The organism is Sulfurimicrobium lacus, from assembly GCF_011764585.1.
Lineage (GTDB): Bacteria > Pseudomonadota > Gammaproteobacteria > Burkholderiales > Sulfuricellaceae > Sulfurimicrobium > Sulfurimicrobium lacus.
Genome location: NZ_AP022853.1, coordinates 3,062,584 through 3,084,620, shown reverse-complemented (window position 1 = coordinate 3,084,620; position 22,037 = coordinate 3,062,584). Strand labels below are relative to the sequence as shown.

Below are 22,037 nucleotides of genomic sequence, written 5' to 3'. Positions count from 1 at the left end.
ACACCTCCTCCGCAAGCCGCGCCGGGCGGCGCGGCTTTCATTGCGGGGCGAAATGTGAAAAAATTGCGGTAATTTAACGAATTCAAAGCGATGTTCAAAAATGATTGACCAGGACGGTTACCGCCCCAATGTCGGCATAGTTCTGTGCAATGCCAGGAACGAAGTATTCTGGGGCAAGCGGATCAGGGAACACTCCTGGCAATTCCCGCAAGGCGGCATCAAATCCGGTGAATCGCCGGAGCAGGCGATGTATCGCGAACTGCATGAAGAAGTCGGCCTGTTGCCGGAGCATGTGCGCATTCTCGGGCGCACCCAGGACTGGCTGCACTACGACGTGCCGCAGCACTGGGTCAAGCGCGAATGGCGCGGCAGTTATCGCGGGCAGAAGCAGATCTGGTTCCTGCTGCGCCTGGTCGGGCGCGATTGCGATGTCAGACTGCGCGCCACCAGCCATCCCGAGTTCGATGCCTGGCGCTGGCACCATTACTGGATCCCCCTCGAGTCGGTGATCGAGTTCAAGCGCGAAGTCTATCGGCTGGCGCTGAACGAACTTTCCTCTTTTCTTGAAGCGGACAAGCTGCCGGATGCCGTGAACGGGTGAAGATAAGGGCTGTGGCGTCGAGCCATCAAATATTTTGATTAAACGTCTCTGTTTGTTGGCGTAGCATAAGAAACGGGTAAAAACCCGACTTTTATCAGTAAAACAATAGAGGAGAGACGCGCCGTGACCAACATCGAATACACCCCGATCGCTTCCGCCAAGCTGGAAAATGGGGCTTCTTTCCATCGTACCGAGCGGATTTTCGACCTCATCAAGCTGGATGATCCGGCCATTGCGGTAATGACGGACCTCAAGAAGGTCAGTGCGCTGACCATCGCGGAAAAGGCGCCGATCGATGCTGCCAATGCGCGCATGAAGCATCGCGGCGTGCGCTTGTTGCTGGTGGTGAACGACGACGACACCGTGGTCGGGCTGATCACGTCGACCGATTTGCACGGCGCCAAGCCGATCCAGCATATCCAGAAGCATGGCGGCACCTACCACGACATTACTGTGCAGGACATCATGACGCCGCAGGACAAGCTCGAAGTGATCTGCATGGAAGACATCAACCGTACCCGAGTCGGCAACATCGTCGCGACTCTCAAGCAGGCCGGCCGTTCGCACGCCCTGGTGGTGGACCGCCACGAGCGGGAAAACAAGCAGGTGATCCGCGGCATCATCTCCGCGTCGCAGATTGCCCGGCAGCTGGACATCGAAATCCCGACCACGGAAATCGCCAAGACCTTCGCCGAGATCGAAGCGCTGCTGGCCAGCGCCTGATCTTTCGCGGGGGCCGAACTCCCGTCTTGGAATCAAATTGAGGCAGGGGCGACCCTGCCTCTTCTTGTTACTGCCACCCCGTTCGGGTATTTTGTTGCTCTATGGACCTCCCGACCAAAGCACGTAAATTTCCCTTGCGCCTTATCCTGGCCTTAGCGTTGCTGGCGCTGCTGTTCGCGGCCGGCTGGTATGGGACGCGCGCAAAGCCAGTCGTCGTGGTGGTGACGCAAGTGGAACCCGGCACCGTCGAGGCGACCGTGGCCAACACCCGGGCCGGAACGGTCAAGGCGTGCCGTCGTGCCCGGCTGGCGCCGCAATCCGGCGGGCAGATCGCGCACTTGCTGGTGCATGAGGGCGAGCGCGTGAAAGCCGGACAGGTGTTGCTGGAATTGTGGAACGAGGACCTCTCGGCGCAGGAAAAACTTTCGCGTCAGCAGCTCAATTCCGCCCAAGCCGGCATTCAGCAGGCCTGCACCGTGGCGGCGCAGTTCGAGCGCGACGCGGAACGCACGCGCGAGCTCAAGGCGCGCGGCTTCGTGTCCGACGCGCGCCTGGATCAGGCCGTGTCGGATGCCAAGGCGCGGCGCGCCGCCTGTGACGCCGCACGCACCGATGCCGGCCAGGCCCGCGAGCGCATCGCCGTGGCCCGGGCCGGCATGGATCGCACCCAGTTGCGCGCGCCTTTCGACGGTATCGTGGCCGAAGTAACCGGCGAGCTGGGCGAATTCACCACGCCGTCGCCCCCCGGCATCCCCACCCCCCCCGCCATTGATCTGATCGATGACTCCTGTCTCTACGTCAGCGCGCCGATCGACGAAGTGGATGCGCCTCATGTGCAGGTCGGCATGCTTGCGCGCATCACCCTGGACGCCATGCCCGGGCGCCATTTCGGCGGCAAGGTGCGGCGCATCGCGCCTTACGTGCTGGACCTGGAAAAGCAGGCGCGCACGGTGGAAGTGGAGGTGCAGTTCGACGATCCTGCGGCGACCAAGGCGCTGCTGGTGGGTTACAGCGCCGACGTGGAGATCGTCTACACCACGCATCCCAACGTGGTTCGCATCCCGACCGCGGCCTTGCTGGAAGGGGACAAGGTGCTGGTGCTGCGTCCCGGCGACGAGCGGCTGGAAGAGCGCCAGGTAAGAACCGGCCTCTCCAACTGGGAATACAGCGAAATCACCGGCGGCCTGAAGGCAGGAGAACAGATCGTGACTTCCCTCGACCGCGCCGGGGTCAAGGCCGGGGTGCGTGTCGCGGTGGAGCAGGCAGGCAGCAAGCCCAACGGTCATGGCAAGTGAAGTTATGAATGCCATGACCGTTTCCCTCACCCCCAGCCCTCTCCCAGAGGTAGAGGGGGACGGAGTGCCGCTACGCGGCTGTTGTTTTTAGCCATGATCCAGCTCGCGGGCATCCAGCGCGTGTTCCAGGTGGGCGACCAGGAAGTCCATGCCCTGTCCGACGTGGATTTGTCCATCGACGCGGGCGAATACCTTTCCATCATGGGGCCGTCCGGCTCGGGGAAATCCACGCTGCTCAACCTGATCGGCTTGCTGGACCGCCCCACTGCCGGCCTTTACCGCCTCGACGAGCGCGACGTGACCGGCCTTTCCGACGAGGAGCAGGCGCGGGTGCGGCGCGAAAAAATCGGTTTCGTGTTCCAGTTCTTCCATCTCATCCCGCGCCTTACCGCCGCCGCGAACATCGAACTACCCCTGCTGCTGGCCGGCGTCCCGGCCGACGAGCGCAACAGCCGCGTGGCCCGCCTGATCGCGGATTATGGCCTGAACGGGCGTGAGACCCACCGCCCGGACCAGCTTTCCGGCGGCCAGCGCCAGCGCGTCGCCATCGCGCGCGCCACGGTGATGCAACCGGCGGTGATCCTGGCCGACGAGCCTACCGGCAACCTCGACCGCGCCACAGGGCAGGAAGTGATGAGTATCCTGGAAGGGCTGGCGGCCAGGGGCGTGACCCTGATCCTGGTGACGCACGACCCGGAAATCGGCAACCGCGCCCGGCGCAAGTTGCGCATGGTCGACGGCAGGATCGTGGCGGACCTGCGCTCATGAATCTGGCGGACGTGCTGCGCTTCGCCTCCGTCAGCCTAGCCGGCGCCCGCACCCGAACCTTGTTGATGGTCGCGGCCATGTCCATCGGCGTGGCCTCGGTGGTAGTGCTCACTTCGCTCGGCGAAGGCGCGCGGCGCTACGTGATGGGGCAGTTTTCCTCTCTCGGCAGCAACCTGGTGATCGTGCTTCCCGGCCGCTCCGAAACCACCGGCGGCACCCCCGGCATGCTGCTGGGCGAGACCACCCGCGACCTTACCCTCGACGATGCGCTGAGCCTCACGCGCAGCCGCGCCATCCGGCGCATCGCCCCGCTCAACGTGGGCTCGGCGCTGGTCAGCACCCATCGACGCAACCGCGAAGCGCCGGTGCTGGGCTCCACTGCCGATATGCTGCCAATCCGCCACATGAGCATGGGGCAGGGGCGTTTCCTGCCCGGCGGCGACCCGCGTCAGGCGACGCCGGTGTGCGTGCTGGGCGCCAAGGTGAAGAGCGAACTGTTCGGTGCGCAGCCGGCGGTGGGCGAATGGCTGCGCATCGGCGACCGGCGCTTCCGCGTGGTAGGGATTTTGGCGAGCCAGGGGCAGTCGATGGGCTTCGACACCGACGAACTGGTGATCGTGCCGGTCGCTTCGGCGCAGATGCTGTTCAACACCTCCTCCCTGTTCCGCATCCTGATCGAGGCGCGCAGCCGCGAGGATATCGTCCGCGCCAAGCAGGACGCGGAGGATATCCTGGCGAAGCGCCACGAGGGCGAGCGCGATGTGACCGTGATCACCCAGGACGCCATCCTCGCCACCTTCGACCGCATCCTGCGCGCGCTGACCCTGGCGGTCGGCGGCATCGCGGCGATCAGCCTCGCCGTGGCCGGCATCCTGATCATGAACGTGATGCTGATCGCGGTTTCCCAGCGCACCCAGGAAATCGGCCTGCTCAAGGCGCTCGGCGCGGCGCCGCGGCAGATTCGCCAGCTCTTTTTCGCCGAGGCCGCGGTGCTGTCCTTTGCCGGGGCGGTAGCCGGCCTGATACTAGGCGCGCTGGGAAGTTACATCATCGGCCGTATCTATCCGGTGCTGCCTACCACGCCGCCGTGGTGGGCGGTGCTGGCGGCGTTCGGCACCGCGCTGGCGACGGGTATTCTGTTCAGCGTGGCACCGGCGCGGCGGGCGGCTCGGCTCGACCCGGTCGAGTCCTTGGCCAGGCATTAACGAGCCCTAAGAGCCCTAAGAGCCCTAACCATGCTGATCCAGGACTTCCTGCCCTTTACCGCGAGTTCCATCATCGCGCACCGTCTGCGCAGCTTACTCACCGCGCTGGGCATCGCCGTCGGCATCGCCGCTGTGATTCTGCTCACTTCCATCGGCGAGGGGATACACCAGTTCGTCCTGTCGGAATTCACCCAGTTCGGCTCCAATCTCATCGGCATCGCGCCGGGCAAGGCGACCACCCACGGCGGGCCTTCCGCCGGCATCATCAGTTCGGTGCGTCCGCTCAGCATCGAGGACGCGGAGGCGCTGCGGCGCGCGCCCCACGTCGAGTACGTGGACCCCAGCGTCCAGGGCAACGCCGATCTCCAGGCCGAAGGCAAGTCGCGGCGCGTGACGGTGTACGGCGTGGGGCACGAGATGGCACAAACCTTCCGCATGAAGGTGCAGGCAGGCAGTTTTCTGCCCCCTGACGATCCCCGTGCGGCAAGGGCTTTCGTGGTGCTGGGCGCGAAGGTGAAGCAGGAGCTGTTCGGCGCGGTCAATCCGCTCGGCAGCCGCATCCGCATCGGCAGCGAGCGCTACCGCGTGATCGGCGTGATGGAGGCCAAGGGGCAGGTGCTGGGCTTCGACCTGGACGATACGGTGTACATTCCGGTGTCCCGTGCGCTGGAGCTATTCAACCGCGCCGGCCTGATGGAAATCCACGTCACCTATCACAGCAACGCCCCGCTGGACGCGGTGGTGGAGGGGATCAAAAAGGTGCTGTTGGCACGCCACGGGCGCGAGGATTTCACCATCACGCCGCAGCAGAAAATGCTCGAAGTCATGGGTTCGGTACTGGACGTGCTGACCTTCGCCGTGGGCGCGCTGGGCGGTATTTCGCTGCTGGTGGGCGGGGTCGGGATTCTGACCATCATGACCATGGCGGTGACCGAGCGCACCAGCGAAATCGGCCTGCTGCGCTCGCTGGGCGCCAAGCGCAGCCAGATTCTCGCGCTTTTCCTCGGCGAAGCGGCCTTGCTCGCCGCCGTGGGCGGGGCGGCGGGGCTGGCGCTGGGCGTCGGGCTGGCGCAACTGCTGCACGTCGCGTTCGCCGCCCTGCCCGTGCATACGCCGTGGTCCTATGCCGCGCTGGCGGAGGGTGTCGCGGTCGGTATCGGGCTCGTCGCCGGCGTGCTGCCGGCGCGGCGCGCGGCCATGATGGACCCGGTGGAAGCGCTGCGCACAGAATGAAATTCAATTTTGAGGAAACTTCATGACCGATATCTTTTCCATCGCCCGCTTGCCGCGCATCGAGTTCGGCGCCGGCAGCGCAAAGAAACTGCCCGATATTTTGGCCCGCTACGGCAAGCGGGTGCTGCTCGTCAGCGGCGGCCGATCCTTCCTCGGCTCGCTGCATTGGGAAGGGCTGAACGCGGCGTTGCAGGCGCAGGGATTCGCCTGGGAAATATTCCAGGTTACGGACGAGCCTTCGCCGCAACTGGTGGACGAGGCTGTCGCAAGCCTGCGTGGCGGACGGTTCGACGTGGTGCTGGGCATCGGCGGCGGCAGCGTGCTGGACGCCGCCAAGGCAATAGCCGGATTGCTCAAGCCGGGCAATTCGGTGATGGATCACCTTGAGGGCGTGGGCCCGGAACTGCCTTACCGTGGCCCGGCGACGCCTTTAGTCGCGGTGCCGACGACCGCCGGGACGGGCTCCGAGGCGACCAAGAACGCGGTGCTTTCCACGCACGGCCCGGATGGCTTCAAGAAGTCTTTCCGCGACGAGCAGCTGGTGGCGGAATATGCGGTGGTCGATCCGGACTTGCTGGCTTCCTGCCCGTCGCACCTGATCGCCGCCAATGGCATGGATGCCTTCACCCAGCTGCTGGAGTCCTTTGTTTCCAGCAAGGCCAACCCGTTCACCGACGCGCTGGCGTGGTCCGGCATGGAGGCAGTGCGCGATGGCCTGCTGCCATGGTACGAGAATGATATGGATGCTGCACTCGGGCGGGAGAAGATGGCGTATGCCGCGCTGCTTTCCGGCATCACCCTGGCCCAGGTGGGGTTGGGATCGGTGCACGGCCTGGCCGCGCCGCTCGGCGCTTTCTTCCCCATCCCCCACGGCGTGGCGTGCGGCACCCTGCTGGCAGCGGCGACGCGCGTGAACATCGAGGCCATGGAGGCGCGCGAGCCGGCCAATCCGGCGCTGGCAAAGTATGCGCGCGCCGGACGCCTGTTGAGCCGCCAGGCCCATGGCGACGACAGTGCGGCGCACGGGGCGCTGTTGCGCGTCCTCGACGCATGGACCGAGCGCATGGACGTGCCGCGCCTGGGCGCGTTCGGCGTGGGCGAGGCGGACCTTCCGCGCATCGTCGCCAACTGCCGCGGCAGCAGCATGAAGACCAACCCGGTGGTTATCCCTGATAATGATGTCGGAAAAATCCTACGGATGCGGCTATAATCCAGGTTCTTTTCATTGCCTTGGCGGAACCCGATCATGCCTTCTTCCCGAGCTTCAACTTCCTTTTTGTTGAAGACGCTGCATGAACTGGATGCCGGCAGTACGAGCCATACCTCCTGGCTGAAGGATCTGCACCGCGCCCTGGTTTGTGGCGGAGGGGCGAGTCCCGCGGATTTGTTGACCGACGCCCATTGCCGCTGCAAGTTCGGCCAGTGGTATTACCAGCGCGATTACCCAGAACTGCAGGAAGGTCCGTGGTTCGAGAAGATGGGCGCTTTTCACAAGAGCATGCACGATAACGCGCGCCTCCTGTTGAACAGAAGGGAAAACGGACAGGCGGTTTCCGCAGACGAGTACGACGAGTTCATGGATCTGTCCATCCGCTTCAAGCTGGAAATGAGCGGGCTGCAGACCAGCATCATCAGCAAGATGTGCCTGGTGGACCATCTCACCGGGGTGTGGAACAGGAACGGTATGCTGCACAAGCTGCAGCAGGAACACGAGCGCATGGCGCGCAGCGGCGCCGCCTGTTGCGTGTGCATGATGGACCTCGATCACTTCAAGCGGGTCAACGATGAATACGGCCACTTGGCCGGAGACACTGTGCTGCATGAAACGATCGCTTTCTTTCACGGCAAGCTGCGCAAATATGACGCGATTTTCCGCTACGGGGGCGAGGAGTTCCTCTTTTGCTTACCCTCCAGTACCGCGCAGGACGTGGTGAAAACCATGGAGCGCTTGTGCGCCGAACTGGCCGCGTATCCGATCGCCCTCAAGGACAAGGGCATCATTCACATCACAGCTTCATTCGGTGTCGCCGTCATGAGTTCGGACGAAGCGGTCGAAGATACGATCGAAAAAGCCGATCACGCCCTGCTTTGCGCCAAGGCTTCAGGGCGCAATCAGGTGTGCCTGTGGGACTGTCTGGGCGACCAGTCGGGCTGCGACTGCGAGTGACTCACTTTTAGGCGGCTGGCGCTGCGCGTGAATTCCTGCGCCTGTAACGAATGTTCTCCAGGTCGCCTGGCAGAACCGATACAACCCCTTCCCTGGTTTTTATTTTCCACACAGCGCTGTTAAGCTGGCTTTAAGCTTGCGCGTGGACAATAACGCTACGACCTCATGACGTTTCGTGAGACCGGCCGTGCTTTCCAGCAAATAACGCCCCCAAAGGAAAAAAATCGATGAACCCATTCCAGAAGCGCACTGCTATTCGCATCGCCGCTGTCAGCATTATTCTTGCGGCGATTGCCAGCCCTGTGTCATGGTTTGTTGCGCGTGAAAGTGCCGAGGAAAGTATCGTATCCCTGGCCATCGAAGAATCGGACCGGTTGCTGCACCACCACAACGCAATCGATCTCTCCGGCACGGATGCCGCCGAGCATGCCACCGTCGCGGCTAGAACCATTGCAGGTGGCTTGTTTGATATTGCCGAAATATACGACGGCAAGGGCCGCAAACTTGCAGAATCGATGAATAAGGGGGGTGAGGCGGTCGAGAAATTCCTTCCTCATCATGGCACGCCAAGCTACACCGCTGCCTCGTACGAAAGCCTGAAGATTGCAGGGGAACCGTGGGTCCTGCGAGTTTTTGTCCCTCTGCGCAATTCTGCCACTGACACGAATGGACTCATTACCGGCTATTTCGAGGGTGTACGCGTTGTGCCGGCATGGCAGAAGGAGCAAATGTTCGCTAGTTCCTTGACCGCAGCATTGATGATCGGTCTGGCGTCCCTGCTATGCGGTGTCGCGATCTATCCAGTGGTGATTCGTCTATCCGCCGACAACGAGCGCAAGGCACGCGAGGTGCTCGATTCGCATATTTCGATGATGGAGGCGCTTGGCCGCGCCATTGCCAAACGCGACTCCGATACCGGCGCGCACAATTACCGGGTTGCCTGGATCGCCGCACGCATAGCGGAGCGCATGGGCCTGATGGGAAGCGCCATGCAGGCGCTCATTGCCGGCAGCTTTCTGCACGATGTGGGGAAAATCGGGATTCCCGATGCAATTTTACTCAAGCCCGGGAAACTGGACGATGCGGAACTGGTCATCATGCGTACCCACGTCGCGCAGGGTGAGGAGATTGTTACCGGCATGGGCTGGCTCGATGGGGCCAACGCGGTCGTGGCCGCACATCATGAAAAATGGGACGGTTCCGGCTATCCGCACAAGGTTTCCGGTGAGACGATACCGCTCGCAGCGCGAATTTTTGCCGTCGCCGATGTATTCGACGCACTCTGTTCAAAACGCCCGTACAAGGAACCCATGGGCTTCGAGGCGGCAATGGCGATTCTTGAAAAAGACACAGGCAGCCATTTCGACCCATCGGTCATGACGGTGTTTCGCACCATGGCGCCTGAAATATTCAATCGCCTGGCAAACAGTACCGAAAGCGATGCCCGACAGCTCCTGGAAGACCGCGTACGGCAGCACTTTGAGATGTGATTCGGATCCCTGATCGGACGCGATCCGACATACGCTGTCAGACCGGGTCGAAATTGCTATATCCGGTAGCGCTGGGCCAGAGACTGACGCTGCAGGTAGGTTTCCCGCGCCAGTTGCACGTCCTCGATGAAGTGCGGCAGTTCTTCCATCAACAATGCCTGTGGACCGTCCACCAGCGCTTTTTTTGGTGCCGGGTGGAAATCCACCAGGATCATGTTGGCGCCGGCGACCACGCCCTGCGCCACCACGTGGAAAATATCCAGCAGGCCGTCCGGCGCGCGCGAACGCGCGCCGACCGAATGGGATGGGTCGATGCACACCGGCATGCGGGTGAGGCGCTTGACCACCGGCACGTGGGCGAAATCGACGAAGTTGCGGTGCGGGTCGCCCATGTTGGTCTTCATGCCGCGCAGGCCGAACACGACTTTGCGGTTGCCCTCCGAGGCGAGATATTCGGCGGCGTTGAGCGATTCGTCCAGGGTGATGCCGAAGCCGCGCTTGAACAGCACCGGTAACTCCTGCTGACGGCCGACGATTTTCAGCAACTCGAAGTTTTGCGTGTTGCGCGTGCCGATCTGCAGCATCACGCCGGTGGGGTTGCCGGCCTGGTGCAGGGCGGCGCGGATTTCGTCGAGGTGGGATTCGTGGGTGATTTCCATGGCAATCACCTTGATGCCGTACTTGCCCGCCAGTTCGAACACCCAGGGCAGACAGGCCTTGCCGTGGCCCTGGAAGGCATAGGGGCTGGTGCGCGGCTTGTAAGCGCCCATGCGCGTGCACACCTGGCCGTTGTCGCGCAGCGCCTTCATCATCGCTTCCACGTGTTCTTGCACGTCCACGGCGCATAGCCCGGCGAAAATGTTGAGCGTGTCCTGGCCGAAGCGCACGCCGTTGTAATCGAAGTGGGTGGGCCGCTCGTCGTCCTTGTGGCGGCCGAGCACGCGGTATTCTTCCGAGACCCGCACCACGCGCTCCACGCCGGGCAGGGTTTTCATGTCTTCGACGGCAAGCGGGCCGGTGTCGCCGATCAAATAGACTTCGGTGAGCGTCTGCTGCTCGCCTTTTTCCTGGTGAACGCGCGTCTTGATGCCGGGCAGCGCGTGGAGGTGGTCCATCAGTTGGCGGAAATCGGCGCTCTCGTGGGAAATGTCTTGGGCCAGGATCAGAATCATTTTTGTTCCCCTTTAACCATCTGGATATTGATTGCCGCGCAACCGTGCTCGTCGCAGCGCAAGTAGCCGCCCTGCTCGTACCAGTCCGGCAGCACCCAGCGCTCGCAGCGGCGACCGTCGATTTCCTGCAGGTGAAGCGCAGGGCGGTGGGTGTGGCCGTGGATCAGGCGCGGATAGCCGTATTTCCCGAGTAAATTTATAACAGATTCGGCGTTCACGTCCATGATTTCGGCCGCCTTCTCGCGCTGCGCCTGTCTGCTTTGCTCGCGCAACTGCTCGATCTGCGCTTTGCGCAGCGCCAGCGGCTGGGCGAGAAAGGCCTGCTGCCATTGCGCATCGCGTACCTGTTCGCGGAAGGCCAGGTACGCGGTGTCGTCGGTGCACAGCTTGTCGCCGTGCATCAGCAGGGTTGCTGTGCCATGGATGTCCCGCAACTCGGGGTCGTGCAGGAAGTGCGCGCCGCAGGCGGTCGCCAGGGCTTCGCCCATGAGAAAGTCGCGGTTGCCGTGCATCAGGTAGAGGGCAGTGCCGCCGGCATTCAGCGCGGCGAGCGCGGCAACGACCTGGCGATTGAAGGGCGCGTCCAGGTCGTCGTCGCCCGCCCAGTATTCGAACAGGTCGCCCAGAATGTACAAGGCGTCGGCATGGACCGCGGTGGTGGCAAGAAATTCGCTAAAGGCGGAAAGAACTTCCGGGCGATCGGCACTCAGGTGCAGATCGGAGATGAACAGGCTGTGGGCCATTTTCGGTAAAGGGTGCGGGGTGGCTGTTGCGCCTCACCCCTCACCCCTCACGCCTTACCTAAACGGCTTCCGCGCTCTCGATGATCACCGGCTCGACCGGAACATCCTGGTGGCCGGATTTGTTGCCGGTGCGTACTTTGGCGATCTTGTCGATCACGTCCTGTCCTTCCACCACTTTACCGAACACGCAGTAGCCCCAGCCTTGCGAGGTCTGCGCGGTGTGGTTGAGGAAGCTGTTGTCGGCGACGTTGATGAAGAACTGGGAGCTGGCGGAGTGCGGGTTGGGCGTGCGCGCCATGGCGATGGTGTAGGCATCGTTTTTCAGGCCGTTGGTGGCCTCGTTCTGGATCTGGTCGCGCGTGGCTTTCTGCATCATGTCCGCCATGAAGCCGCCGCCCTGGATCATGAAGCCGTCGATCACGCGGTGGAAAATGGTGTCGTTGAAGAAACCGTCGTTCACGTACTGGAGAAAATTGGCAACGGTCAGCGGTGCTTTCTCTGCGTCGAGTTCGAGAGTGATGGTGCCGAAGTTGGTTTGAATCTTAACCATGTTTTACGTCCTTTTTCTTGCGAGTGGGTTGTTTTGAGGTTTTTTTGTCGGTGGCCGGTTCCGCCGCGGCCTGAAGCGTTATGGGGGCTACTTCCTCGATGACAATCTTTTCCTGGGGCACGTCGGAAGCGAACGGTCCGCCGGCGGAAGTGGGGATGGCGCCGATTTTCTTGGCGACGTCCAGTCCCTTGATGACTTTGCCGAACACGCAATAGCCGTAGTAGTAGGACTCCGGCTTGTAGAAATCGAGATGCTTGTTTTGATCGAGGTTGATGAAGAATTGCGCGGTAGCCGAATTCGGGTCGGCGGCATGAGCCATGGCCAGCGTGCCGGGTTCATTCTTAAGCCCGTTGTCGGCTTCGTTGGGGATGGGCGGGAAGGTGGCTTTCTGCTCGAAAGCAGGGGTCAGGCCGCCGCCCTGGATCATGAAATCGTTGATGACGCGGTGAAAGATCGTGCCGTTGTAGAAGCCGTTCTTCACATAGTGCAGGAAGTTCTCCACAGTCTTGGGCGCTTTCTGGGGGTAAAGCTCCACCACCATTTCGCCGAGGTTGGTCTTGATCATTACCTGGGGGTTGGTGGCGGACTGAGCGCTGAAACTCGCCAGCAGCGCGAGAATAGACAGCAAGAAGCGAAAGTGGGACATGTTTTTTCCTTTTCTACGCGAAATTCAAAGGCAGTGTGTCAAGCCGCGCCTTCATACATGATGCGCCACTGGCCATTTTCCATTTGCCAGTACTGGCGTTTGCGCATCACGTTGCTCAGGTTGTTGCTCTGGTAGTCCTGAGTAAAGGTCACGACGAAGATATTATCCTTGCCGGGATACTGGAATATGCTGACATCGGAAAGCTTGACCTGCAAGGCCGATTTGCCGGCATTGACCTGTCTTTTTTGCGCGCTGAATATGGCGAAGTCCTGCCCGTTGGCGCTGAAAGCCCGAGAGTAGTGGTTGAGATAGCGCTCGTTGTCGAGGCTTTCCCAGTCCCGGCGCCAGGCTTCCACCTCGCCCTTGAAGCGCTCACGCTGCGAGCGCCATTCCTCGGCGCTGACCCATTCCACGTGATCGCTGATGACCACCGGCGTCAGGCCCGCCTGCAGCGTCTTGCCCAGCGTTGCCATGTCGGGGTTGGTGAGTACCACGCAACCGCTGCTGGCCCTGGGCGGACGGCTGTAGGTGTCGCGCGGAACACCGTGGAGCCAGATGCCGTGACCGTTCCTGCCCTGGCGCTTGTCCCACTCGTTGGGGTAACTCAAGGGGAAAGCCCCCACGCCGTAAAAGTCGGAGAGTTTTTCCATCGCCAGGCTGGAAGTGACGAAGTACACGCCGAGCGGGGTTTTCTGGTCGCCTTCGCGCAGCTTCTCCGCGCCGGCCTTGCCGCTGGTGATGTAGTAATCGGCGACGTAGCGCGGCTCGCCGGCATTGTTTTCGAACAGGTAAAGGCGTGACTTGCTGGTGTCCACCACGATGGCGTGGGTTTGTTCGGGCTGCATCTGCAGCAGGTATTTGGGGATTTTTCCCGACGGCGGCTGTTCCAGGTAGCGCTGCAGCCGCACCCGCGCTTCGTCGCGGAAGTTCGCTACCTGTTCGGGTGTTGCGCCTGCCGCACTGCCGAAAGCGGTCAGGGGCTTCGCCCGTGCCATGAGCAGGTCGCCGCGGATGAGGCTGGCGAGCCTGAAGTTGGGATTGATGTGAAGCAGTGCGTCGACATCGCGCAGCGCCGTGTTGAGACGGTCCTGCCTGATCTCGAGCAGGATGTTGACCAGCAGCGCTTCAGGGTTGTTGTTGTGGGTGCGGGCGTATTGCAGGGGCGGCAGCAGGTCGCCCATGCCGCCGGCCGGTAGTGCCACCAGGCCCGTTACCAGAACCAGAAGTAGTCGTATGGCGTGTTTGAACTTGCCCATCAGGTAAAGGTTAGCGCCCGATCCGTTCTTCATGGATCAGCCATTTCCCGTTCGACTTGACCATCAGCAGGGTTTTCCCCGTTTCGCTGTTGAGCCCGGAAGAGCGATAGACCTGTTTGAAAGCCACCTTGGCATGGGTGGCATCGATGATTTTCACTTCAGGCGAGGCGATGGTCACAGAAATGGATTTCGGCTTGCCGATGCGTTCCTTGCGGGTTTTCTCCCAATTGGCGCGACTCTCGCCCTTGGCGAGGACCAGATCGGGGGCGTAAGACTTGAGATAGCCGCTGACGTTTTTGGACGACCATGCTTTGGCCCAGGCGTATACCGCGGCCAGTACGACTTCGTTGCTGTCGCCCTTGCTGGTTTCGGCGGCGGGTTTTTCTGTTGCCACGGGTTTGGCAGACTCGATGACCTTGGCGGGTTCGGCAGCGGGCTTGGCGGCAGGAGCGGCGGGTTTTGCCGCTGCCGCTGCGGGAACTGCGGGTGGCGTGGCAGGCGCGGCCGGTTTGGCCGCTGCGGGAGTGACGGCGGGCGCACTTGCGACAAGCGCCGCTTTCACCGGCTGACGCAGTGCCGGCTTGGCGAAAATGTCCTTGATCAGGGCTAGCTTGGCTTGCGCGTTTGAATTGCTCTTGTCCAGTTGCAGCGCCTTGTCGTAGGCCTGGCTGGCCATCTTGGCGTAAATGTCGCCAAGGTTTTCGTGGGCGGTGGCGTAGCTCGGATGGGTGTTGATCGCCATTTCCAGCGCTGTTTTGGCTTTTTCGTACTGTCCCTGGGCGGCGTACAGCACTGCCAGGTTGTTATAGGGTTCCGGCAATTCGGGGTAATCGTCGGTAAGGCCGGAGAACACCTTGATCGCTTCCGCGTTCTTGTTCTGCTCGGTCAGGATCAGACCCTTGAGGAAGCGCACCTGCGCGTCCTTGGGGTGGGCGGCGAGGAAACTGTTGGCGCGTTCCATGGCCTTGTCCGCCTGTCCCTGCTTCAGCATGCGGCTGATTTCCTGCGCTTCGTCGGCGCGGGCAGGGGAGATAGTGAGGAGCAGCGCTATGGCAAGTGTGGAAAACAGGGGCAACAAACGGGAACGGCTCATTGATGAGAAATCTCATGAACTAAAATATCGTCATGATTTTAGCAAGAACTGATGTTTAGCGCCATTCCTTACACGGCGTGACGCGCGGTTTTCGGGTAAAATCGGCGCGTTGATTTTCATTAAAGCACCGGCCATGAGCAACGAGCGCGAACCCGTTCCCCATTTTATCCGCAACATCATCGAAGACGACCTGAAAAGCGGCAAGCACCAGAGCATCGTGACCCGCTTTCCGCCGGAGCCGAACGGCTATCTGCACGTCGGCCATGCCAAGTCGATCTGCCTGAATTTCGGCCTGGCGCAGGACTTCAGCGGCAAGTGCAACCTGCGCTTCGACGACACCAACCCGGAGAAGGAGAGCGAGGAATACGCCAATTCCATCCAGGAAGACGTGCGCTGGCTGGGCTTCCAGTGGGATGGGGCGGTGCGCTGGGCGTCGGATTATTTCGATGCGCTGTACGGTTACGCGGTGGAACTGATCAACAGCGGCAAGGCGTACGTGTGCGACCTGACGCCGGACGAAATGCGCGCCTACCGCGGCACGCTCACCGAGCCCGGCAAGAACAGCCCCTACCGCGAGCGCAGCGTGGCGGAAAACCTCGACCTGTTCGAGCGCATGAAGAACGGCGAATTCCCCGACGGCAGCAAGGTGCTGCGCGCCAAGATCGACATGGCTTCGCCCAACATCAACATGCGCGACCCGGCCATTTACCGCATCCGCCGCGCCCACCACATCCGCACCGGCGACAAGTGGTGCATCTACCCGATGTACGACTACACCCACTGCATATCCGACGCGCTGGAAGGCATCACCCATTCCCTGTGCACGCTGGAATTCGAAGACCACCGCCCGCTCTACGACTGGGTGCTGGACAACATCACCATCCCCTGCCACCCGCGCCAGTACGAGTTCTCGCGCCTGGAACTGCAATTCACTCTGACCAGCAAGCGCAAGCTCAACCAGCTGGTGACGGAGAAGCTGGTTTCCGGCTGGGACGACCCGCGCATGCCGACCATCACCGGCATGCGGCGGCGCGGCTACACCCCGTCGGGCATCCGCGAGTTCGCGCGGCGCATCGGCATTTCGAAGAGCGACAACGTGATCGACATGTCGGTGCTCGAAGGCTGCATCCGCGAGGACATGGAAACCAGCGTGCCGCGCGTGATGGCGGTGGTACAGCCGCTCAAGGTGGTGCTGACCAATTTCGCAGCCGGCGTGACGCAGTCCCGCGAGGCGGGGTTCCACCCCAATCACCCCGAATTCGGCTCGCGCGACGTGCCGATCGCGCGGGAAATCTGGATCGAGGCCGACGACTTCGCCGAAGTCCCGCCGGAAGGCTGGCAACGCCTGGTGCCGGGCGGGGAAGTGCGCCTGCGCTACAGCTACGTCATCCGCTGCGACGAGGTGGTCAAGGACGCGCAAGGCAGGGTCACCGAGTTGCGCTGCTCCCTCGACCCCGACACGCTGGGCAAGAACCCGCAGGGGCGCAAGGTCAAGGGCGTGATTCACTGGGTGTCGGCCGAACACGCCCTGCCAGCCGAGATGCGCCTGTACGACCGCCTGTTCACCGTGGCCAGGCCCGACGGCGACAAGGAGCGCGATTTCCGCGAATTCATCAACCCGCAGTCCCTGACCGTGGTGCAGGGCTGGGTCGAGCCGTGCGTGCGAGACATCGCGCCGGAGACGCACTTCCAGTTCGAGCGCCTCGGCTACTTCTGCGCCGACCGTCGCGATCACGTGCCGGGTGAAAAGCTGGTTTTCAACCGCAGCGTGACGCTCAAGGATTCGTGGACCAAATAGTTGTTGTGTTGCCTGCGACGTTGTGACGCAGGTGTGGCATTGCCGGGTCTGGTATAAATCCCAGGCTCGTCTTTAAAATAACCTCTCAGGAGAGAAACATGAAATTGACTATTGCCACCACCCTTGCTGCAGTTACGCTGGTCGCCTCCGCGCCGCTTTATGCCGCCGGCAGCGCCGCCGACAATGTCACCATGAGCGATCCCTATGTTCGCATGGTGCCACCCGGACAAAACGTCACCGGCGCCTTCCTGATGTTCAAGAACGGCGACGACAAGGATCACAAGGTGGTCAAGGCTGACAGCCCGGCGGCCAAGGTTGCGGAACTGCATACCCACGTCAACGAAGGCGGCATGATGAAAATGCGCCCAGTGAAGGACATCGAAATCAAGGCCAAGGGCGAAACGGCACTGAAGCCGGGTGGCCTGCACATCATGCTGATCGACCTCAAGAAGCCGCTCGTGGAAGGCGAGAATGTCGCCATCAGCGTTACCTTCGAGGACGGCAGCAGCAAGAAATTCGACGCTCAGGTGCGCAAATTGCAGCCCATGATGCAGATGCAGCACGACCGCGAACACATGTAGCATTGATTGCCCCGACGGGATTGCCCTCGGACCAGGACGTCGTCTTGCCCAGTCAATCCCGTTAATCCCCTCCATTTTCGCAAGATCTATGTCCGATTTTTCCGCCTTTTTCAACCGCCTGCACAAGAACGCCCGCCACTGGGGCAAATGGGCGCGGCGCCAGTCCGTCACCTGCTATCGCGTCTACGACCGCGATGTTCCGGAATTTCCCCTCGCAGTGGATATTTACCACGATCATGCGCACCTGCAGGAATTCGATACCGGCTGGAAAATGCTCGACGACGAGTACGCGCTATGGGTGGCAGCGGCACGCCAGCACGCGGCAGAAGCCCTCGATCTGCCGCTGCAGCACATTACTTACAAGCTGCGCGCACGCCAGCGCGGGGAAAGCCAGTACGAAAAGACCGGCGCGGCGGGCGACGATTTCAACGTGGAGGAGGGCGGGCACCGTTTCATCGTCAACCTGGATGCCTACCTTGACACCGGCCTGTTCCTCGATCACCGCATCACGCGCCGCATGGTGCAGGAACGCGCGGCGGGGAAGCGCTTCCTCAACCTGTTCGCCTATACCGGCAGTTTCACGGTTTACGCGGCGGCGGGCGGCGCGAGCGAATCGGTCACGGTCGATATGAGCAACACCTACCAGGACTGGTCGAAGCGCAATTTCGCGCTCAACCACATGGACCTGGCGCGCCATCAGCTGGTGCGCGCCGATGTATTTACCTATCTGGATCATGCGGTGTCGGTGGGCAAGAAATTCGACCTGATCGTCATGGATCCGCCGAGTTTTTCCAACTCCAAGAAAATGCAGGGCGTACTCGACGTGCAGCGCGACCATCCGCGCCTGATCAATGCCTGCCTGCAATTGCTCGCGCCGGGCGGGGAACTGTTTTTTTCCACCAACCTGCGCAGTTTCAAGCTGGAAGCGGCCGAACTCAAGAGCGGCAAGGTTCAGGATATTTCCGCCCGCACCATCCCGGAAGATTTCCGCAACAAGAAAATCCATTACTGCTGGCTGATTACGGCCTGAGAAAGATGCCGCGTTCGGCGGGCTGTTGCGCACGGGCAAAAAAAAGCGCGGTTCACACGAACCGCGCTTAAAATCCGCCAAAAAATTTGGGGATGGAGGAGACAACACAAAAATCTCAAAGGGGATATGAGCGTTTTCCGTGTTGATAAGAATTATCTAATATTATAATTTCCTGCGCAAGCACTTTATATAATTAATTTCTAATATACGACTTGCACGTTCTCCTCGCGTAATCTTTCCTTCAGGCTTTTCAACAGGTTGTCGTGCAGCTGCACGCGCCAGCCCTCGCCCAGCTCCAGCTCGCAGTTGGCCCCCGCATTGCGGTAGGCGATGCGTACCGGGCAGCCGCCGTTGCGGTAGGGCGCCAGCAGTTCCTTCAGGGTGGCGGCATTGCTTGCGCCGTTGCAGTTGAGGCGCATGGTCTTGGCGAAGCGGGTGCGTGCCGCGGTGAGGTCCATCAGCTTGTCCACCGCGACGCGGAAGCCGCCGGAGTAATCGTCCTTGCTGACCTTGCCCTCGACGACCAGCAACTGGTCTTCCCTGAGCAGGTCGCGGTGGGCGTCGATCATTTCGCTGTAGACCGCGATGTCCTGGCGGCCGCTGCCATCGTCGAGGGTGACGAAGGCCATCTTGCCGCGCCGCGTCATCTGGGTGCGGATGGCGTAGATCACGCCGGCCATCAGGGTCGGCTGCTGCTGCGGCCCAAGGTCGGCCAGCTTGGTGCGGACGAAGGCGGACAGCTCCTTGCGGTGCGCGTCGTAGGGATGGCCGCTGAAATAGAATCCGAGGCTTTTCTTCTCGTTGAGCAGACGCTCGCCGTCGCCCCAGCGCGGCACGTCCACCATGTTTTCGGCCGAGTCTCCCGCGGTTTCTGCGCCGAACAGGCTGGCCTGGTTGATCGAACGGTTGTGCTGCTCGGCCGATTCCATCGCCAGTCCCACCGAAGCCAGCAAGCTGGCGCGGTGGTCGGTGACGGCGTCGAAGGCGCCGGCGCACACCAGGGCCTCGATGGTGCGGCGGTTGACGATGCGCTTGTCGACCCGGCGGCAGAAGTCGAACAGGTCGCGGAACGGCCCGCCTGCCTGGCGCTCGGCGACGATGGACTCGACCGCCTGCTCGCCGGTGCCCTTGACCGCGCCCAGGCCGTAGCGGATTTCAGTGCGCGAGACCGGCTCGAAGCGGTAGTTGGAAACGTTGATGTCCGGTCCCAGCACCTTGACCTTGTTGGCCAGGGTGTCCTCGTAGAACACCTTGAGCTGGTCGGTGTTGTCCAGTTCCGAGGACAGGGTGGCGGCCATGAAGGCGGAGGGGTAGTGCGCCTTGAGCCATGCCGTCTGGTACGAAACCACGGCGTAGGCGGCGGTGTGGGACTTGTTGAAGCCGTACTCGGCGAACTTCTCCATCAGGTCGAACAGGCGCATGGCGAGCGCCGCGCCGTAGCCCTTTTCGTCCGCGCCCTTGCTGAAAATGGCGCGGTGCTCCGCCATCTCCTCGGCTTTCTTCTTGCCCATGGCGCGGCGCAGCATGTCGGCGCCGCCGAGGGTGTAGCCGCCGATGATCTGGGAGATCTGCATCACCTGTTCCTGGTACACGATCACGCCGTAGGTGGGCGTCAGGCAGGCTTTCAGGTCGTCGTGGAAATAGTCGATCTTCTGCTGCCCTTTCTTGCGCAGGATGAAGTCGTCGACCATGCCGGAGCCCAGCGGACCGGGGCGATAGAGGGCCAGCACGGCGATGATGTCCTCGAAGCGGTCCGGCTGCAGCTTGGCCAGCAGCTTTTTCATGCCGTCCGATTCGAGCTGGAACACCGCGGTGGTGTTGGCCTTTTTCAGGATGTCGTAGGCCGCCGGGTCGTCGAAATGCTGCGTGTCGAGCGGGCCGGTGAAAGCCGGGTCGAGCTGTTTGACGTATTTGACCGCCAGCTCGATGATGGTCAGGTTGCGCAGGCCCAGAAAGTCGAACTTGACCAGGCCGACGGCTTCCACGTCGTCCTTGTCGAACTGGGACACCGTCACGGCCTCGGAGCCGGAGGCGACGTACAGCGGGCAGAAGTCGGTCAGCTTGCCCGGCGCGATCAGCACGCCGCCGGCGTGCATGCCGACGTTGCGGGTCATGCCTTCGAGCTTGCGCGCCAGCTCGAACAGCTCGCGCACTTCCTCCTCGTTGTCGTAGCGCTCCTTGAGGTCGGGCACCTCGACCAGCGCCTGGTCGAGGGTGACGAACTTGCCCGGCTGGGCGGGGATCAGCTTGGAGAGGCCGTCGCAGAAGGTATAGGACATGTCCAGCACGCGCCCCACGTCGCGCAGCACCGCCTTGGCGGCCATGGTGCCGAAGGTGGCGATCTGCGACACCGCGTCCTCGCCGTACTGGTGACGCACGTAGTCGATCACCTTGTAGCGGGTTTCCTGGCAGAAATCCACGTCGAAGTCGGGCATGGACACCCGTTCCGGGTTGAGGAAGCGCTCGAACAGCAGGGCGTAGCGCAGCGGGTCGAGGTCGGTGATGCCGAGCGAATAGGCCACCAGCGAACCGGCGCCGGAGCCCCGCCCGGGTCCCACCGGCACGCCGTTGTGCTTGGCCCAGTTGATGAAGTCGGCCACGATCAGGAAGTAGCCGGGGAAACCCATCTGGATGATGGTCGCGGTTTCGAATTTGAGCCTGTCGGTATAAGTCGGGTATTGCTCGGCGCGCTTGGCTTCGTCCGGGTACAGCTCCTTCATGCGCACGGCCAGGCCTTCCTCCGCTCGCATCACCAGGTAGTCGTTCTCGGTCATCCCCTCCGGGATGGGAAAGAGCGGCAGTTTGCTCTTGCCCAGCTCGACAGTGAGGTTGCAGCGCTTGGCGATTTCCACGCTGTTGGCCAGCGCCTCGGGCACGTCGGCGAACAGTTCGGCCATCTCGGCCTGGCTCTTGAAATACTGCTGCTCGGTGAAATGCTTGGGACGGCGCTGGTCGCCCAGCACGTAGCCTTCGGCGATGCACACCCGGGCTTCGTGGGCGCGGAAGTCGTCCTCGTCGAGGAACTGGATAGGGTGGGTTGCCACCACCGGCAAATCCAGTTCCCCGGCCAGGGCGATGGTCTGCTGCAGGGCTTCCTCTGCCTGCGGCGCGCCGGTGCGCTGCAGTTCGAGGTAGAAGCGCTGCGGAAAGCATGCCGCCCAGTCTTTTGCCAGCTGGCGCGCCTGCGCCTCGTTGCCGTTCAGCAGAGATTGGCCGATGTCGCCGAGATGCGCGCCGGAGAGGGCGATCAGCCCCTCGCCGAAACCCTCGGAAAGCCAGGATTTGCTGATTTCCGCGCGGCCGCGGTACTGGTTGCTGCGGAAAGCGCGCGACAGCAGTTCGCACAAATTGCCGTAGCCAGCCCGGTTCTGGCACAGCAGCAACAGGCGGCCGGGCTGGTCGCGGTTGTTTTCGTTCTCCACCCACACGTCGCAGCCGATGATGGGCTTGACCCCTTTGCCGCGCGCCGCCTTGTAGAACTTGACCATGCCGAACAGGTTGTTGAGGTCGGTCAGCGCCAGGGCGGGCATGCCGTCGGCCTTGGCGCGCTCGACCGGCGGGCAGGAATGGTCCTTGCCCTGGTCCAGACGCACGATGCCGTCGGTGATGGAGAACTCGCTGTGGAGGCGAAGGTGGATGAAAGAGGGACTGCTCATAGGGGGTGGTATAATTTTTCCTTTGTGCAA

19 protein-coding genes are annotated in these 22,037 nt (G+C 62.1%); 12 read left to right on the top strand and 7 right to left on the bottom strand.

From position 1 onward, the window contains the following. Nucleotides 1–100 precede the first annotated feature (100 nt). The 9 genes from SKTS_RS14915 to SKTS_RS14875 all read left to right on the top strand — a co-directional run bounded on the left by SKTS_RS14915 (nucleotide 101) and on the right by SKTS_RS14875 (nucleotide 9,482). Nucleotides 101–601, top strand: a complete 501-nt coding sequence (locus SKTS_RS14915; RefSeq protein WP_173066731.1) for an RNA pyrophosphohydrolase — start codon at nucleotides 101–103, stop codon at nucleotides 599–601. A gap of 123 nt (nucleotides 602–724) precedes the next feature. Continuing rightward, nucleotides 725–1,324, top strand: a complete 600-nt coding sequence (locus tag SKTS_RS14910; protein WP_173066728.1) for a CBS domain-containing protein — start codon at nucleotides 725–727, stop codon at nucleotides 1,322–1,324. A gap of 101 nt (nucleotides 1,325–1,425) precedes the next feature. Then, nucleotides 1,426–2,619: an efflux RND transporter periplasmic adaptor subunit gene (locus SKTS_RS14905; RefSeq protein WP_173066725.1), complete on the top strand. Its 1,194-nt coding sequence runs from the start codon at nucleotides 1,426–1,428 to the stop codon at nucleotides 2,617–2,619. A gap of 93 nt (nucleotides 2,620–2,712) precedes the next feature. Then, nucleotides 2,713–3,387, top strand: coding sequence for an ABC transporter ATP-binding protein (locus SKTS_RS14900; RefSeq protein WP_173066722.1), 675 nt, complete (start codon nucleotides 2,713–2,715; stop codon nucleotides 3,385–3,387). Further along, the gene (locus tag SKTS_RS14895) at nucleotides 3,384–4,592 is read left to right on the top strand and encodes an ABC transporter permease (RefSeq protein WP_173066719.1); all 1,209 of its coding nucleotides are present in this window, start codon (nucleotides 3,384–3,386) and stop codon (nucleotides 4,590–4,592) included. Before SKTS_RS14900 ends, SKTS_RS14895 begins: the two co-directional genes overlap by 4 nt. Before the next feature lie 30 nt (nucleotides 4,593–4,622). After that, complete coding sequence (locus tag SKTS_RS14890) at nucleotides 4,623–5,825, top strand: ABC transporter permease (RefSeq protein WP_173066716.1); 1,203 nt, start codon at nucleotides 4,623–4,625, stop codon at nucleotides 5,823–5,825. Nucleotides 5,826–5,847: 22 nt separating this feature from the next. Beyond that, complete coding sequence (locus SKTS_RS14885; protein WP_173066713.1) at nucleotides 5,848–7,035, top strand: iron-containing alcohol dehydrogenase; 1,188 nt, start codon at nucleotides 5,848–5,850, stop codon at nucleotides 7,033–7,035. 36 nt (nucleotides 7,036–7,071) lie between these two features. Next, nucleotides 7,072–7,992: a diguanylate cyclase gene (locus SKTS_RS14880; protein ID WP_173066710.1), complete on the top strand. Its 921-nt coding sequence runs from the start codon at nucleotides 7,072–7,074 to the stop codon at nucleotides 7,990–7,992. A 227-nt stretch (nucleotides 7,993–8,219) separates the two neighbouring features. Further along, nucleotides 8,220–9,482 (top strand): HD-GYP domain-containing protein, encoded by a 1,263-nt coding sequence (locus tag SKTS_RS14875; RefSeq protein ID WP_173066707.1) that lies wholly within the window; start codon nucleotides 8,220–8,222, stop codon nucleotides 9,480–9,482. A gap of 56 nt (nucleotides 9,483–9,538) precedes the next feature. On the opposite strand, the gene SKTS_RS14870 is transcribed toward SKTS_RS14875, so the two are convergent. From SKTS_RS14870 to SKTS_RS14845, 6 genes are read right to left on the bottom strand one after another with little or no spacing between them, the layout of a single operon-like run. Next, complete coding sequence (locus SKTS_RS14870) at nucleotides 9,539–10,654, bottom strand: 3-deoxy-7-phosphoheptulonate synthase (RefSeq protein WP_173066704.1); 1,116 nt, start codon at nucleotides 10,652–10,654, stop codon at nucleotides 9,539–9,541. After that, on the bottom strand, nucleotides 10,651–11,397 hold the full coding sequence (locus tag SKTS_RS14865) for a UDP-2,3-diacylglucosamine diphosphatase (protein WP_173066701.1): 747 nt from the start codon (nucleotides 11,395–11,397) through the stop codon (nucleotides 10,651–10,653). The genes SKTS_RS14870 and SKTS_RS14865 overlap by 4 nt, the downstream gene beginning before the upstream one ends. Before the next feature lie 58 nt (nucleotides 11,398–11,455). Further along, complete coding sequence (locus SKTS_RS14860; protein WP_173066698.1) at nucleotides 11,456–11,947, bottom strand: peptidylprolyl isomerase; 492 nt, start codon at nucleotides 11,945–11,947, stop codon at nucleotides 11,456–11,458. Then, the gene (locus tag SKTS_RS14855) at nucleotides 11,940–12,593 is read right to left on the bottom strand and encodes a peptidylprolyl isomerase (protein WP_173066696.1); all 654 of its coding nucleotides are present in this window, start codon (nucleotides 12,591–12,593) and stop codon (nucleotides 11,940–11,942) included. The genes SKTS_RS14860 and SKTS_RS14855 overlap by 8 nt, the downstream gene beginning before the upstream one ends. Nucleotides 12,594–12,631: 38 nt before the next feature. Then, nucleotides 12,632–13,882, bottom strand: coding sequence for a L,D-transpeptidase family protein (locus SKTS_RS14850; RefSeq protein WP_244617357.1), 1,251 nt, complete (start codon nucleotides 13,880–13,882; stop codon nucleotides 12,632–12,634). After that, the gene (locus SKTS_RS14845; RefSeq protein WP_173066693.1) at nucleotides 13,860–14,942 is read right to left on the bottom strand and encodes a nuclear transport factor 2 family protein; all 1,083 of its coding nucleotides are present in this window, start codon (nucleotides 14,940–14,942) and stop codon (nucleotides 13,860–13,862) included. The genes SKTS_RS14850 and SKTS_RS14845 overlap by 23 nt, the downstream gene beginning before the upstream one ends. A 133-nt stretch (nucleotides 14,943–15,075) precedes the next feature. Here SKTS_RS14845 and SKTS_RS14840 point away from each other — a divergent pair, with 133 nt between their 5' ends. From SKTS_RS14840 to SKTS_RS14830, 3 genes are all read left to right on the top strand, one after another. Next, nucleotides 15,076–16,740, top strand: coding sequence for a glutamine--tRNA ligase/YqeY domain fusion protein (locus tag SKTS_RS14840; protein WP_173066690.1), 1,665 nt, complete (start codon nucleotides 15,076–15,078; stop codon nucleotides 16,738–16,740). Nucleotides 16,741–16,838: 98 nt separating this feature from the next. Continuing rightward, entirely contained in the window at nucleotides 16,839–17,321 is a 483-nt protein-coding gene (locus SKTS_RS14835; RefSeq protein WP_173066687.1) for a copper chaperone PCu(A)C, read from the top strand. 88 nt (nucleotides 17,322–17,409) lie between these two features. Further along, on the top strand, nucleotides 17,410–18,351 hold the full coding sequence (locus SKTS_RS14830) for a class I SAM-dependent methyltransferase (protein WP_173066684.1): 942 nt from the start codon (nucleotides 17,410–17,412) through the stop codon (nucleotides 18,349–18,351). Nucleotides 18,352–18,551: 200 nt separating this feature from the next. Here the strand turns inward: SKTS_RS14830 and dnaE are convergent, their stop codons facing one another. Further along, a complete protein-coding gene (gene dnaE, locus SKTS_RS14825) occupies nucleotides 18,552–22,007 on the bottom strand; it encodes a DNA polymerase III subunit alpha (RefSeq protein ID WP_173066681.1) in 3,456 nt (1,151 codons plus the stop codon). Between the last annotated feature and the right edge of the window lie 30 nt (nucleotides 22,008–22,037).